The following is a 14,327-nucleotide window of genomic DNA, read 5'->3' on the forward strand; positions in this document are numbered from 1 at the left end:
CTGTGCGGGTCGTCAGGCCAGGCCGTGCGCGTCACGCAGCGCATCGAACTGTGCGCTCCATTCGCTGCGCCAGCGGCGGCGCTGTGTGTCGTCGATCCAGGCGCCGTCCAGGCCGTTGTGCATGAAGCCGCGCAAGTCGTCCAGGCCGAAGCCGAAGTCGCGCGCCATCTTCAGCCAGGCCCCGGTCGGCGTGACCTGGTGCAGGGTCGGGTCGTCGGTGTTGGGGTGGATGCGCAGGCCCAGCGCCGGCATGTGCCGGATCGGGTGGTCCAGCGCCCAGCGCTCGGGCGCCAGCGTGCGCAGGTAGTAGGAGTTGGTGGGCACCACGGTGAAGACCACGCCGCGCTCGGCGCACTCACGTGCGAACGCCGGGTTGTCGACGACCGTGTAGCCGTGGTCGATGCGGTCGACCTGGAGCACGTCGAGCGCGGTGCGCACATTGGTCCAGGGCATGCCGAACTCGCCGGCGTGGGCGGTAGTCTTGAGGCCCGCGCGCTGTGCGTCGCGGTAGGCCTGCAGAAACAGCTCGGGCGGCCGGTCGTTCTCGCGGTAGTCGATGCCGATGCCGATCACCTCGTCGCAGCGGTGCGCCGCCACCCACTGCACCATCTCCACCGCGGCCTCGGGCGAGGCCTCGCGGTCCACCGCCGCAATCAGCCTGCCGGCGATGCCGAACTGCTGCTCGGCATCGCGAATGGCGCGCACGATGGCGCCTTGCGCCAGCGGGTAGGCGATGCCCGAGGCGTGCACGGTGCCGGTCGGGTTCCAGAAGAACTCGGCATGGCGCACCGCGTGGGCCGCCGCGTCCTCCAGGTATTCGATGGTCAGCTGGTACAGGTCATCGGCCGTGCGCACCAGTTGCGCGTCAAGCGCGCGCAGCACGCGCAGCACGCCCACGGGCTTGTCGCCGCGCGTGTAGAAGCCTTGCACCTCTTCATCGGCCAGCGGCGAGCCGGCCCGGCGGTTCAGCGCGGCAAAGGTCGCATGGCGCACCGTGCCGAACAGGTGGCAGTGCAGCTCCACCTTCGGCATGGCGCGCAGGAAGGCCTCCAGGGGCGCATCGGCGGGGGCGGGGTTCGGGCTCATGCGGAAAGTTTAGGCAAGCCCCGCAGATAAGGAAAATTTCAAATATCTATATATTCATTCATCGGATCTATAACCGTCGAGGGAGAACCAGGCCATGGGCACCACCGCACTCCATGCGCTCACGCTGCGGCAACTGCGCTTTTTTTCCGTGCTGGTCGAAGAGGGGCAGTTCGGCCGGGCGGCGCGCCGGCTGTCCATCACCCAGCCGGCCCTGAGCAATGCCATCAAGCAGATGGAGCGGCTGGTGGGCGCCGAGCTGCTCACGCGCTCCACGCACCAGCTACAGCTCACGCAGCTGGGCGCCGAAGTTCTGGCGCGCACCGACTTCGTGGTGCACACGGTGGACAGCGCCCTGAAGGACATCGACAACACCGTGCAGCGCGGGCGGGCGCTGGTGCGCATCGGCGTCATCCCGTCGGCCAGCGCGCGCGTGGTGGCAGCGGTGGGTGAGTTCCTGCAAGAAGACCAACAACAAAGCGCTGGGGCGCCGGCGCAGCGCAGCCGCATGGACCTGGCCTGGCGCGACGCCCCCTCCACCACGCTGCTGGCCGAGGTGCGCAGCGGGCAGCTCGACCTGGCCATCGCCGCCATCACCGAGCCCCCGGGCAGCCTGGTGTGCACCGACCTGTTCCGCGACCCGCTGGTGCTGGTGCTGCGCCGCGACCATGCGCTGGCCCAGGTTGACAAGCCGGTCGCCTGGCAGGACATCGGGCACGAGCGGCTGGCGCTGTTTGAAAGCGGCAGCATGCCAGCGCTGGGCGAATCGGCCCGCGCGCAGTTCGCCCAGCATGCCGAGCCCTACCGCGTGAGCTATGCCGAGACGCTCTACGCGCTGGTCCGGGGCGGCATGGCCCTGGGCCTGATGCCGCGGCTGTACACCGCCGCGCTGCGCGACCCGGACCTGGTCGTTCTGCCGCTGGTCACGCCACACATCGAGCGGCGGGTGGTGCTGGTGTACCAGCCGGGCCCGATGCGCAGCCAGGTGGTGCAGGCGCTGCGGGCGTTCTTGCAGCAGCGCCTTGCCGCCGCCCCTGCGCCCAGCAAGCCGGCGCGCCGGGCGAAGCGCACGCAGTGACTGCGGTGGCCCCGCGCCGCTGGAGGAAGAAGAAAGAAAAAAAGTGTTTCTTTCCGGGCGCTTCCTGTCGATCTGGCGGATCCTCGTTCGTCGAGTGCTTAGAACGTGTTTACGATCTTTTCAGGGCCGCGCAAGTACCTTGCCGGGATGGGATGCTAGGCGCGGGGCGCAGTTGATAGCTCGGCACAACCAAGCGCCGCAACGCCGCAGACCGCCCGGCAAGGCACTTGCCCGAAGGGTTGGGGCGAAATCGGGCGATTGGACGCCTCGGCTGCTTGCATGGGCATGAGCCCATGCGGCACATCCGGAGCATCCACTCATCCCGATTGCGCCCCAACGCGGCCCCGAAAAGATCGCAAACACGTTCTTACGGGGTGCCCATGGCGGGTACGCCGCATGGTCGTCAACCCAACAGGAGTCAAGACATGTCCTACATCGATGGTTTCGTGATCGCCGTCCCCACCGCCAACAAGCAGAAGTTCATCGAGCACGCGCGCCAGCTCGACCCGATCTTCATCGAACTGGGCGCCATCCGCGTGATCGAGGGCTGGGGCGATGACGTCCCCGACGGCAAGGTCACCGACTTCCGCCGCGCAGTGCAGGCCACGGCCGAGGAGACGGTGGCCTTCTCATGGGTCGAATGGCCGGACAAGGCCACGCGCGACGCGGGCATGAAGAAGATGATGGAAGACCCACGCATGGACCCGTCCACCCCCGGCAACCCGCCCATGCCCTTCGACGGCAAACGCATGATCTTCGGCGGTTTTGAGCAGGTGGTGGAAGTGAAGGCTTGACCAGGGTGTGGGATAGTCTGTCGCCGGGACCGTTGCGCACCCCGCCGCCCCGAGATCCGAAGCCCATGACCGCCGACTCCCACGCCAGCAGCAATAGCCCCACCGCCCCGCCCCTACAGGGCCTGCCCTCCCTGAAGGCGCTGCACGCCTTCGAGGCCGCTGCGCGGCACCTGAACTTTCGGCTGGCGGCCGAGGAGCTCGATGTGACGCAAGGCGCCGTGGCGCAGCAGGTGCGCGCGCTGGAGGCCGAGCTCGGTATTCGCCTGTTCGAGCGGCGCGCGCGCGGCCTGGCACCCACCGAGGCGGGTGCCACCTACGCGCTGCGCGTACGCCGCGCGCTCGAAGAGATCGCCGACGCCACGCGCCAGCTGCGCCCGGGCGAGCGGCAGGTCACCATCAGCGTGGCGCCCACGCTGGCTGCCAAGTGGCTGCTGCCACGCCTGCCGCGCTTTGCCGAGCGCCACCCCGGCACCGAGCTGTGCGTGCTGGCCACCGAGCGCGTGTCGCGCTTCCACGCGGAGGGCGTCGACCTGTCGATCCGCTATGGCCAGCCCCCGTTTGGGCCGGGGCTGCACGTGCAGCGCCTGCTCGAGAACACGCTCATCGCCGTGGGCAGCCCGGCGCTGGTGGGAGCACCGGGCGCGCTGACGCCAAAGCGCCTGGCCAAGCTGCCGCTGATCCACGACGCCCATGGCTCCTGGCCCGCGTTCTTCGCGCAGGCCGGCATGCCGGCCCCGCCACCGGGCGGCACGCGCTTCAACCAGATCAGCCTGGCCATCGACGCGGCCATCGCCGGCCAGGGCCTGGCGCTGGCCAGCCCCTTCTTCGTCGCCTCCGACATAGCTGCCGGCCGCCTGGTGCGGGTGCTGCCGCAGGTGGCGCTACGCACTGGCATTGACTACCACCTGGTGTGGCCGCAGCGGGCGCGCAGCGGCGATGGGGGCTTGCTGGACGAGGTCACTGCATGGCTGATGGAGGAGGCTGCGCGCGAGGGAGCGCTATCCACGCTGCCTTGAGACCGACTTCGATACTGCCTTGCAGGCCAGTACGGCAAAGGTGTATGTAGGACAGCCGGGCCTGCGAGGCGCGGCTTGCAGGCCCTGGGCGAGGCCCTTGCTCCTACACCCCTTGCGTGAACCGCGCGCCATAGTGGCAGTGCCGCTTTCATGGTGCGGTGCCACGTGGGCAGACGTGGCCGGATAGGCGCCGAGGCGTTTGCGGGTACTCCAGCCGGCCTGTCTTTTGCTCGCCCTTCGGGGCGGGCATTTTTTTTCCGTGTCGGCTGGTGGCTGTGGTGTCACGGCCTGCGGTGCGGGCTGACAGGGTGGAATCGAAGGCGCCCGAGGGGCTCTGAACGTCGCTTTGTCCCGTTCTTGTCCCGTTTTCGGGGTGGGCTGCGCCAAGTGGTTGATTCCAAAGGCGGGAAGTGGTCCCCTCGACAGGAATCGAACCTGTATCTAGCGCTTAGGAGGCACTCGTTCTATCCATTGAACTACGAGGAGGACGCAGCGGGCGATTGTAGGGGCAGTGCGGGGTGGTCCCGGCAATGCCCGCTTTTTGCTCCGCGCCGTGCCCCGCATGCGGCCTTGCCTTCAGCCGCATGGCTAGGCGGGAAGCCGCAGACAGTGCTTTAGAACCTGTTTACGATCTCGCAGGGGATCGCGTTGGGGCGCAATCGGTATGAGTGGATGCTCCGGGTGCGCCGCATGGGCTCGTGCCCATGCAAGCAGCCGGGGCGTCCAATCGCCCGATTTCGCCCCAACCCTTCGGGCAAGTGCCTTGCCGGGCGGTCTGCGGCGTTGCGGCGCTTGTTGATAGCGGGGCTATCAACTGCACACCGCGCCTAGCATCCCATCCCGGCAAGGCCGCTGCGCGACCCCTGCGAGATCGTAAACAGGTTCTGAGCACGGCAAGGCGAACCAACGACGCCAGGCGGTTGAAGGCACAGCCGCATCAGTCGTACTTCAACGTGTAGATGATGTCCACCGCACTCTGCGCCCCCGTCTGCCCGCGCAGAGTCAGGCGGCGCGACAGGTCGTAGAAGATGTACAGCGTGCCCAGCGTTCCCGACAGGCTGCGCTCGTACGTCACGTACAGGTCGGTGGACAAACGCTTGCCGAAGGTCAGCGCGGCGCCGGTGGCGTCTTCACCGGCACCGGGGCCCTTGAAGCCGATTTCGTCCAGGCCCAGGCGGCTGGCCATGTTGGCGGTGGCGCCGGTGCCGCCCTTGCGGCCGAGCAGGGCCAGGGCGGCTTGCTGCAGCACGGCGGCTTCGGCGCCGCCGGCGGCGGCGTCGCGGCCCAGCACCACCCACGACAGTTTTTCGGCATCGGGCAGGTCGGGGTCCGAGTACAGGCGCACGCGCGGGGCCAGGGCCGAGCCGCTGACCTGCACGCCGGCACGAACGCTGATGTTGGGGCGCAGCGCCAATATGTCGAGCGAGGGGTTGTTGTACGGGCCGCTGAAGCGGATGAGCCCCGTCTCCACGTCCAGCACCTGGCCCCAGGCGCGGTAGCGGCCCTGCTCGGTGCGCACCTCGCCGATCACGCGCGGGGGCGCGCCGGGCACCGCACTGCTGCGGATGTCGAGCTCGCCCGTCAGGCGCGTGGTGATGCCCTGGCCCTGCAGCGCAAAGTCGCGCCCCAGGTTCAGGGTGATGGCGATGTCGGGCGGCTTGGCCGTGGTGGGCGTGGTGCCGGTGGCAGGCTGCGCGGCGGCCTGGTTCGCCTTGGCCACTGCCTGGGCCTTGGCCTGGGCTTCGCGGTCCTTGGCGGCCGAGCGCACCACCACGTCGCTGCCCAGGCTGGGCGCGGTCTCGTCGGGCAGGATGATGGTGGCGCGGTCGGTGGTGAGTTGCCCGCGCACGCTGAACTGGCCCTGCTGCAACTGCGCCTGCACCTTGCCCGACACGCTGACCTGCCGGTCGGCCCGGCCCAGCACCTGCAGGGCCTTGGCCTCGGCCTGAAAGCTCATGGCCAGGCCCGACATGCCACCGTTGTTGCTGGTTGCCGCATCGCCCCAGGTCACGCGGCCGGTGCCGGTGAGGCTGCCGCCGTCTTGCGGGGCGCTGGTGCGGTTGCCGCTGTAGCCGGGGATGCGCGCCTTGCTGCCGCTGCCCCCGCGCAGGCTGAACTCGGTGATATCGAGCTGGTTGCCATTGAGCGCCGCGCGCAGGCGCCCGCCCTGCAGGTCCACCCCATCGAGGATGGAGCGCACGGCCAGCTCGTCGGCCCCCAGCGTGCCGGCCCAGCGCGGCGCAGCGCGCGTGCCCGACAGGGTGGCGTTGGCATCCAGCGTGCCGCGCACGCGCCAGCCCGGCGGGGCCAGGGCCGACCACACGCCCACGTCGGGCAGGCGGGCGCGCAGGGTGCCGGCCAGCGGCGCGTCGGGCGCCAGCGTGGTCGCACCCAGCGTGCTGCCCAGGGTGAGGCGGGTGCTGGCGGTGGCGTCCACCTCGCCGGCGCGGTCGCTGGCCCACACCAGTTTGGCGCGCAGGGCATCGCCCTCGGCCTCCAGGGTCAGCTCGGCCTGGCGCACGCCGGCATTGCTGCCGCTGCCGGGCTCTTCGGTCACGGTAGCCTTGGGGCTGCCCGCGCCGGTGCCCTGGCCGCTGCTCTGCACGGTGGTGATGGGGGCCGAGTCCACCGCGAGAATGCGCAGGTCACCCGAGGCGCGGCGCACGCTGGCGCTGGCGCGCAGCGGGCCGCTGGTGGTGTCCACGTTCCACTGCCCGTCGAAGACGATGTTGCCGGCCAGGCCCAGGCGGGCCAGCAGGGGCTGGGCGGGCTTGCCAGCGGGGTCGCTGCCGCCCCCAAAAGCATCCACCCAGGCCATGGGCAGGCCTTGCAGGCTGCCCTGCGTCTGCAGGCGCAGCGGGCTGCCGCTGCCGCCCGCGTAGCTGATGGGCTGCCAGCGCAGCGTGGCCGTGCCCGCCACCGGCCCGGTGATGCGCGCCTGCCCGGCCGATGCCTGCACCGACAGGGCTGCCGCACCGGTGGCAGAAGGGGCTGTGCCCGATGCTGCCGTGGCCGGTGCCAGCGCGGCCCCGCCCATGCGCAGCTTCACGGTCACGGTCACGGGCTCGGCCAGTTGCACGGCCCAGGGGCCGGGCAACTGCGTGTCTTGCGCTTGCAGGCGCAGCTCGGTCACCTGGGCTTGCCACTCGTTGGCACCGCTGGTGCCGCCCGCCAGGCGCGTGCGCACCGTGGCGCGCTGCGTACCGGTGCGGGCCTCGCCATCCAGCGCCAGCGTGGCCTGGGCCAGCGAGCCTGAGAGCTCGGCATTCACCCCGCGCAGCTGGATCGCGGACATGGGGCTTGCGCCGCCCTTGCCTGGTGGCAGGACCACATCGAGCTGCGGCGCGTTGACGCGGGCCTGCAGGGTGAAACCGCCGTCCTTGCTGGCCAATGCGGGCAAGGCCTTGCCGGCCGCCAGGGCTTCGATCTGGTTTGCTGCCGTCTGCCAGCCACCCGTCCAGCGCGCATTAAGCTGTGCCTGGCCTTTGGCCGTGGCGCCCTTCATCGCATCACCCAGGCCCGGCAGGCTGGCCAGCCAGGCTTGCGTGCGCTCGGCATCGCTTAGCTGCAGCTGCAACTCGCCCGCGCCCTTGGTGGGCGCCATCTGGCCGTTGGCATTGGCGGTGGCGCCCGGCACCGTGGCGCGCAACTGGCCCTGGGCCGATTGCTCGCCAAGGGCCACGCGCAGTTGCGTGGCCTCGACTTTGGCCTGCAGCGCGTCGAGCAGCAGGCGGTCGAGCTGCACCGTGCCGCCACCCGTCTGCGCCAGGTACTGGCCCTGGGCGGTGAAGGTGTTGATGCGCAGCAGGGGCGCGCCCTTCTTGCCAGGGGCCGCTGCGGCCGGCTGCACCGGCGCAGCGCCCGTGGCGCGGATGTCGGCGGTGAAGCGCACGGCCTGGTCGGCCTGGCCCTGGGCGGTGATGCGCCCGCCCAGCGGCGCCGCCGCCAGCGCGGTGTGCAGCGCATCGGGGCGCAGGTTGCGCAGCTCGGCCAGGCCCTCGGCCGCGCCGGTGGCGGGTGTGAACTGGCCCTTGAGGGCAATGGTGCCCGCGGCCTTGCCCGTGCCGATGGTGGCCGTGGCCGCAGGCACATCCCAGCGCGTGCCATCAAAGCCCGCGCGGGCCTGCAGTACGGCCAGGGGCAGGTGCCTGGTGTCCCAGGGGCCTGGCAGGTCGTTGCGCAGGTCGGCCTCGATGTTCCAGCCGGCGATGGCGGGTGCGGGGGATGAACCGGTGGGTGCCGTGGCAGCGGTCGCATTCACCGGGTCCACCTTCACCGTGCCATGCAGCAGCGTGCGCGGCGCCTGGGGCCACAGTGCGGCCAGGTCCAGCGCCTTGAGGGCGGCAGCGGCTTGCTTGAGGGGCTGGGGCACCCAGGGGAGGATGGTGGCCTGCACGTCAGCCTGCATGGGCTCGGCAGGGGCTGCCGGCGCCTTGGCGCTGGCCGGTGCGCCCTTGCGTGCGGGTGTGGCTGCGGCCGATGCCGCCGGAGCCGCAGGCTCAGCCGCCGCCACCACCACGGGCTTCAACTGCGCCGCCGCTTGCAGCTGCGCGGCGGCCGTGGCCAGCGTGCCCTGCACGGTGGCATGCGCGGCCACCTGCAGCGGGTTGCCGCCGCCCGGGGGCGTGGTGTGCACGGTGCCGTCCAGCGTGGCGTCGATGGCCATAGGGGCTTGGGCCTGCAGCTTCACGCGGGCCTGGTACTGGCCCTGGGCCAGCTCCACGTTGTCGATCTTCAGGTGGTGTTCGGTGCCGTCGTAGCGGTAGTCGCCGGCCAGGTTCTGGGCCCGCACGGCGGGCTTGCCGGCCAGGCTGATCTGCTGCTCGGGCGAGCCCGCCCACTCCAGGCTGTCCACCTTGAAGGGCACGGCCACCTGCACCGGCAGCACCAGCTGCTCCAGCGGTTTCAGGGGCTCGGTGCTGGCGGGCGCCGTGGCCTGGGGGGTGATGCGCACGCGCGCGGCGTGCACCTCGCCCAGCTCCACCTTGCGGCTGAGCAGCGGCGCCAGTTGCCAGCCGATGCGCGCGCCGTCCACCTCCACCACCAGGGCCGGGCTGCTCCAGCGCAGCCAGCCAATGCTGCCGCCCGTGCGCAGTGATCCGCTCACGTCGCGGCTCTCCAGCTTCTGCCCGGCCGGCAAATACTGCGCGGCGCGCGCCAGCGCCAGGGCCAGCGATGTGCTGCTACCCGCCCACCACCACGCCGCGCCGGCCACGGCCAGCACCAGCGCCAGCAAGCCCAACACCAACCACACCAGCAGCCGCAGCCAGGTGCGGCGCCGGCGCGGCGGTGGCGGCGGTGCCGACGACCCGGCGCTGAAATCGGGCGAGCGGTTGGCGGCAGAGGCGGGCGGGTTGCGAGAGGGCATCAATCAACAGGTCAGGAAATCAGGGGCGGTAAAAAGGCAGGCCGTGCGGCCGTCTCAGAACGTGAAGCCCAGGCGCAGGTGCAGCCGCAGCTCCTTGGCCTGCACGCCATAGGCCAGGTCGGCCTGCAGCGGGCCCACGGGGCTGCGCCAGCGCACGCCGGCACCTACGCCTACGCGCGGGTCCAGGTCGCCCACCTTGTCGGCCACGGCGCCGGCATCCACGAACAGGGTGCTCTCCCAGTCCGTCATGCTGCCCTTGTAGACGATGGGGCGCTGCCACTCCAGGCTGCCCACGGCCAGGTAGCGCCCGCCGTACAACTGGTCGTTGTCGGTGCGCGCACCGATCTTGCGGTAGCCGTAGCCGCGCACCGTGGTGTCGCCACCGGTCAAAAACAGCTGCGTCACCGGCAGCTGTGCGCCCTGGCGCGCAAACACCGCGCCGCCCTCGGCGCGCACCGCCAGCCGCGCTGCGCGCGAGGCGCCGTCGTCGGCCTCCACGCGGCCCGCGGCGATAAAGGTCTGCCAGCGCAGCAGCGTGCGCACGAAGGGGTCGCGCTCGGGCGTGAGCGTGGTGCCCACGCCCAGCTCGACCGCAATGCCATGGCCGCGCGTGGGGGCCGTGTTGTTGTTGAAGTAGCGCCCCGTCCAGCCGTAGTTGATGCTCAGCGCTGTGCCCGAGGGCGGGGCGTTCAGCCCCTGGCTCTTGGCATAGTCGTACTGCAAAAAGTAGTTGCGGTCGATGTTCTTGGTGCTCTTGCTGCGGCCACCGCGCAGCCGGGCGCTGTTGGTCTCGTAGTCGCCCGTGTCCTCGCGCTGCACCTGCCCGCCGGCAAACCAGCGCCAGCCGTTCTCGCCGGGCAGGTCGGTCCACTCGGTGCTGAGCAATTTGTTCTTGCGGTCGAGCGAGAGCTTGCTCACCGCGCGCCAGCCCAGCAAGGGCATCTGGTTGTGGATGTGGTCAATCGTCAGCCGCGGCCCGCTGTCGGTCGACAGGCCGGCGCCGAACACCACCTTCTGCAGCTGCGCCTCGCGCACCTGGGCCACCACCGGCACGGCCAGCGGGTCGGTGCCCTCGGTGTCCAGCGTCAAGAACACCGCGTCGTAGTACCCGCTGCTGGCGAGGCGCAATTGCGCGTCCAGCAGCTCGGTCTCGTCGTAGATGGCGCCCGTGGGCAGGCGCGCCAGGCGGCGCGCACCATCGGGGTCGTAGCGCTGGTTGCCCTCCACCCGCAGCGGGCCAAAGCGGTACAGCGGGCCCGTGTCGTAGGCCACGCTCAGGTTCGCCTCGTGCTTGTCGGCATCCACCTCGGCGCGGCTGTTGGTGATGCTGGCCGTGGGGTAGCGGCGCACCTGCAGCTGGCGCAGACCATCGTTCTTGGCCCCGTCCCACGCCGACTGCGTGAAGGCCCGGCCCGGCGGCAGCCCCCAGCCGCTTTGCACGCGCCGCAGCTGGCGCGCGCGGCCCTCGCCATCTTGCGCATTGCTCACCGCCTCGGCAAAGGTGATGTCGGCCTTGGCAATGTGCGTCTGCGGCCCCGGGTCCACCGTCACCACCACCGTGCGCGGCGCCAGTTTGGCATCGGGCGTTTCGGTCAGCTCCACCGTGATGGTGGGCGCAAAGTAGCCCAGCGTGCCCAGCAGCTCGCGCGCGTTGGCATCGGCCGCGCCCAACAGGCGCTGCAGCTCGCTGGCCTGCAGGTCGGGCAGCTGGCGAAAGCGCTGCAGCTCCAGGTGCTTCTCCAGCGTCTCTCGCACCGTGTCGGGCGCGCGCACCTGCACGTCGAACGAGGGGCTGCCATCGCTGTCCGCCGCAATGGGGCTCGATGCCGCATCGCGTGGCGCCTCTTCGCCCCCCCGCCCGGGCAGCAGGCTGCAACCCTGCAGCAGCAGCAACGACGAGGCGGCGGCGCTGAAAAGCAGCAACGCCGACCATCGGGCCGGCGTTGAAGGCTGGGAGAACGGGGCAGTGTGCGAACGGGGGCTACGGGACACGGCAGGCGGCTTCGGTTGGGATGGACGACGGGGGCATGGTACGGCACGGCGCACACACGGCAGGCACAGCGGCACCAGGGTGCAACGGCGTGCGAAGGGCGCAGGGGGCCTGCCAGCGATGCCACACTATCGCCGCAAAACGCCCGTTTTCTTGTAAGACAGATTCCCGCAGCGTATCGGGGTGTGTCCGTTGAGAGGGCGCCTCCTGGCCGCAATCGCCTGGGGCATATGCCCCATCAAAGTACCACCCACAGCGCCACCCCCGCCACCGCCCCCACCAGCAAGGCCGGTGCGGCCACCGACCAGTCCTGCGTGGACGGCACGCTCGCCCCGAAGGCCGAGGCGGCCAGCCAGGCATGCAGCCCGTACGCCACGCCCGACCCGGCCCCCGGCATGAAGGTGGTGGCCCACCAAAAGCTCAGCGGCGCCAGCGCAACCGGTGCCAGCGCAATCGGCAGCGAGCGAAAGTACCCCGCCTGGAACCGCACCGACCCGAGCCGCCAGCCCCCATGCGTGCGCACCGGCACCAGGGTGGGCATGGTGGGCCGGGCGCCCAGCAGCGCTGCCACGGTCCAGTGCATGGCCTCGTGCAAGGCCGTGCCTGGCAGCACCGCCAGGCAGTACGTCCACATGCCGATGTGCACGCACAGGCGCTGGAAGACGAGGATGCCCGCGAGGACGAGCCAGTCCCTGGAGCCCAGGGCCTGGGCGCGCGCGGTGGCCCAGGCCAGGGGGTGGGCGAGGGCTTCGGTGATCCATGCGGTGCTGTCCATGGGGGGTAATCAGCCAGTCATTGAAGAAGTGGGTGGGGAAGCGCGTGCGCCAGACGCTTGGCACACAGGGGCCATTGTCACGACGAAGCCCGACATGTGCGTCAGACGGCATGCCTTGTTGGCCGGTATCGACCGGCTTGTCCCGCAGGTTCTGCGCCGTACATTACGTCCTGGGCGGCACGGGATGGATGGGGACTCCGCGACGGTGCCCGCCCCCGTAGCCAGGCGGCGAGTGGCTCGTCGCGCATCTTGAACGGAAGAGACACCATGGGACTCTTGACTTTCAGCATCAACCTCACCCTGGATGGCTGCATCGACCACCAGGAAGGCATCGCCGACGACGAGACGCACGCCTTCTTCACCCGCCTCATGGACGAAAGCGCAGCGATGCTGTGGGGCCGCGTGACCTACGAGATGATGGAGGGCTACTGGCCCGCGGTCGCCCGCGGCGAGGTGCCGGCACCGCCGGCGGTGCGCGAGTGGGCGGTCAAGCTCCAGGCCAAGCCCAAGTACGTGGTGTCCTCCACGCGAACGGACTTTCCGTGGGCCCACAGCCACGCCCTTGCTGGCGACCTGCGCACGGGCGTGCAGCAGCTCAAGGACGCGACCCCGGGCGGCGTGCTCCTGGGCAGCGGCAAGCTCGCCACCGCACTCGACCGGCTGGACCTGATCGATGAGTACCAGCTGCTCGTCCACCCGCGCATCGCCGGCCACGGCCCGACCCTGTACGCGGGCGGGCTACCCGCCACGCGGCGGCTTGATTTGCTCTCGGCCACGCCGCTGCGCTGCGGCGCGGTGGCCCTGCATTACCGGCGTGCGGGGTGAGGGGGAGAGGGGCAGTGTCCGAAGCCACGGATCGTGCGCAGGAGAGCAACTGCTACTGCGGTTCTAGCGCGACCTCGGGCGGTGGGGCTCCATGGCCACGGCCCTCATGCGCCAGCAGGCCCCGGTCACACCGCGCGAACCGGTCTGCACCGCGCTCGATGAGCATCGCCACATTGCCCGGCTTGCCACCCATGTAGGCGTAGTGGAGCGGGGTCATCTCGAATTCACCAGGCTGGTTGATCTGGGCGCCATGGTCCAGCAGCCAGGCGATGTCCTGCGGTTCTCCCTTCCACGCTGCAATGTGGATGGGGCGCTCGCCGAGTGCGTTTTCTTGGTCCACCGCGGTGAGGGGAATATCCCGTCCTTCTTCATCTGCCAAAGACCACCAATGCGGTTGGAGTCTTTCATAAACCGAGGGCAATTTTCTCTCCTTGTGGGCGATTCGCTGCTGCTCAACCGCTCCTGGCTTTAAGGCTGTTCCGAACTGGAAGGCCTGCGAACATGAGGCAGGTAGCGGCGGTCTGAAGCACCATGCGTAGCGTAGTTTTGGCGTGCTTCAGTCAGGCTGAGTAAACCGTTCGGGCCACCTCGAACCTCATCTGCATCGGCATTGCCTTGGCCATCATCTGTCCAGAAGCACACGGGGCAGATCTCAAATCCACCAGGATCCGTAAGCGTCAATGCCCTGCAGCATGGACAGGCTGCGCCCTGAGGTTTTACGGAGTGATTCGAGTCCATGTGTTGCTCAGTTCCGCTGTTGGCCATTGGCCCGCAGTTTGCCAGCGACTGGCGTCAGCCCTGCGTGAAGCCTCAGGCCGAACCGAAGGCCCTGGTATGGGTGGCTTGCAGCCACGCCTGGTCCGGTGAACCGTTGAAGCCCACCACGGCATCCACGCCACACTGGGGGCAGATGGCAGTTTGGTCCTGGTGGTCGCCGTCGCACCATTCCCTGATGGCGCTGGGCGCAAAGCTGCACAGGCAGTGGTAGCAGGCAGCCAACTCGCTGCCCAGAAGTGCATCGCGATGTAGCGACGATCCGCAATTTCTGCCCATGGTGCCATCCTATCCTGACTGTCATGGCGCCGGCCCCATGGCCAGTCGCAATCGCGGCGGCCCAGGGGGGCTTGTCGTACGCCGCCATCCCGCTGCTTGCGCAACCACATCCACGCGAATGCCAGGCCAACGCCAGCAAAAACGAGGTGCAGCGCCCACGCCCTGGAGACGTACCACTCCCACCGGATGGGGTACCTGTGCCTGGACGAAGGCAAGAGACCCAGCCAGACGCCGAGCGGGCCGGACAAGACCCCCAATACCAGTCGCAACAGGAGTGGCGCCGAAGCGGAACGGCACAGCTGGATCGGCAAGGCAACGATGGCCAGGAAGAGTGCCGTGAGCACT

At 69.9% G+C, this 14,327-nt stretch carries 10 protein-coding genes and 1 tRNA gene; 4 read left to right on the forward strand and 7 right to left on the reverse strand.

Features of this window, described 5'->3' with window-relative positions; all coding sequences use genetic code 11:
* Positions 1-12: 12 nt before the first annotated feature.
* Positions 13-1,086: an adenosine deaminase family protein gene (locus AC07PA_RS12565; protein ID WP_494605761.1), complete on the reverse strand. Its 1,074-nt coding sequence runs from the start codon at positions 1,084-1,086 to the stop codon at positions 13-15.
* A gap of 94 nt (positions 1,087-1,180) precedes the next feature.
* Here AC07PA_RS12565 and AC07PA_RS12570 point away from each other — a divergent pair, with 94 nt between their 5' ends.
* The 3 genes from AC07PA_RS12570 to AC07PA_RS12580 all read left to right on the forward strand — a co-directional run bounded on the left by AC07PA_RS12570 (position 1,181) and on the right by AC07PA_RS12580 (position 3,971).
* A complete protein-coding gene (locus AC07PA_RS12570) occupies positions 1,181-2,161 on the forward strand; it encodes a LysR family transcriptional regulator (RefSeq protein ID WP_494605762.1) in 981 nt (326 codons plus the stop codon).
* Positions 2,162-2,586: 425 nt separating this feature from the next.
* Positions 2,587-2,955, forward strand: a complete 369-nt coding sequence (locus tag AC07PA_RS12575; protein ID WP_494605763.1) for a DUF1428 domain-containing protein — start codon at positions 2,587-2,589, stop codon at positions 2,953-2,955.
* A gap of 65 nt (positions 2,956-3,020) precedes the next feature.
* Positions 3,021-3,971, forward strand: coding sequence for a LysR substrate-binding domain-containing protein (locus AC07PA_RS12580; protein ID WP_494605764.1), 951 nt, complete (start codon positions 3,021-3,023; stop codon positions 3,969-3,971).
* A gap of 411 nt (positions 3,972-4,382) precedes the next feature.
* On the opposite strand, the gene AC07PA_RS12585 is transcribed toward AC07PA_RS12580, so the two are convergent.
* The 4 genes from AC07PA_RS12585 to AC07PA_RS12600 all read right to left on the reverse strand — a co-directional run bounded on the left by AC07PA_RS12585 (position 4,383) and on the right by AC07PA_RS12600 (position 12,104).
* Positions 4,383-4,457, reverse strand: a tRNA-Arg gene (locus tag AC07PA_RS12585).
* A 451-nt stretch (positions 4,458-4,908) separates the two neighbouring features.
* Positions 4,909-9,339, reverse strand: a complete 4,431-nt coding sequence (locus AC07PA_RS12590) for a translocation/assembly module TamB domain-containing protein (protein ID WP_494605765.1) — start codon at positions 9,337-9,339, stop codon at positions 4,909-4,911.
* Between the two features lie 54 nt (positions 9,340-9,393).
* Complete coding sequence (locus AC07PA_RS12595) at positions 9,394-11,331, reverse strand: autotransporter assembly complex protein TamA (protein ID WP_494605766.1); 1,938 nt, start codon at positions 11,329-11,331, stop codon at positions 9,394-9,396.
* A 236-nt stretch (positions 11,332-11,567) separates the two neighbouring features.
* Positions 11,568-12,104, reverse strand: coding sequence for a hypothetical protein (locus AC07PA_RS12600; protein WP_494605767.1), 537 nt, complete (start codon positions 12,102-12,104; stop codon positions 11,568-11,570).
* A gap of 267 nt (positions 12,105-12,371) precedes the next feature.
* Between AC07PA_RS12600 and AC07PA_RS12605 the strand changes: the two genes are divergently transcribed.
* Complete coding sequence (locus tag AC07PA_RS12605) at positions 12,372-12,929, forward strand: dihydrofolate reductase family protein (RefSeq protein ID WP_494605768.1); 558 nt, start codon at positions 12,372-12,374, stop codon at positions 12,927-12,929.
* Between the two features lie 52 nt (positions 12,930-12,981).
* Here AC07PA_RS12605 and AC07PA_RS12610 read toward each other — a convergent pair whose 3' ends face one another.
* Entirely contained in the window at positions 12,982-13,269 is a 288-nt protein-coding gene (locus AC07PA_RS12610; RefSeq protein WP_494605769.1) for an ankyrin repeat domain-containing protein, read from the reverse strand.
* 128 nt (positions 13,270-13,397) lie between these two features.
* Complete coding sequence (locus tag AC07PA_RS12615) at positions 13,398-13,694, reverse strand: CPCC family cysteine-rich protein (protein WP_494605770.1); 297 nt, start codon at positions 13,692-13,694, stop codon at positions 13,398-13,400.
* Between the last annotated feature and the right edge of the window lie 633 nt (positions 13,695-14,327).

Source organism: Acidovorax sp. GW821-FHT09B03 (assembly GCF_059418305.1).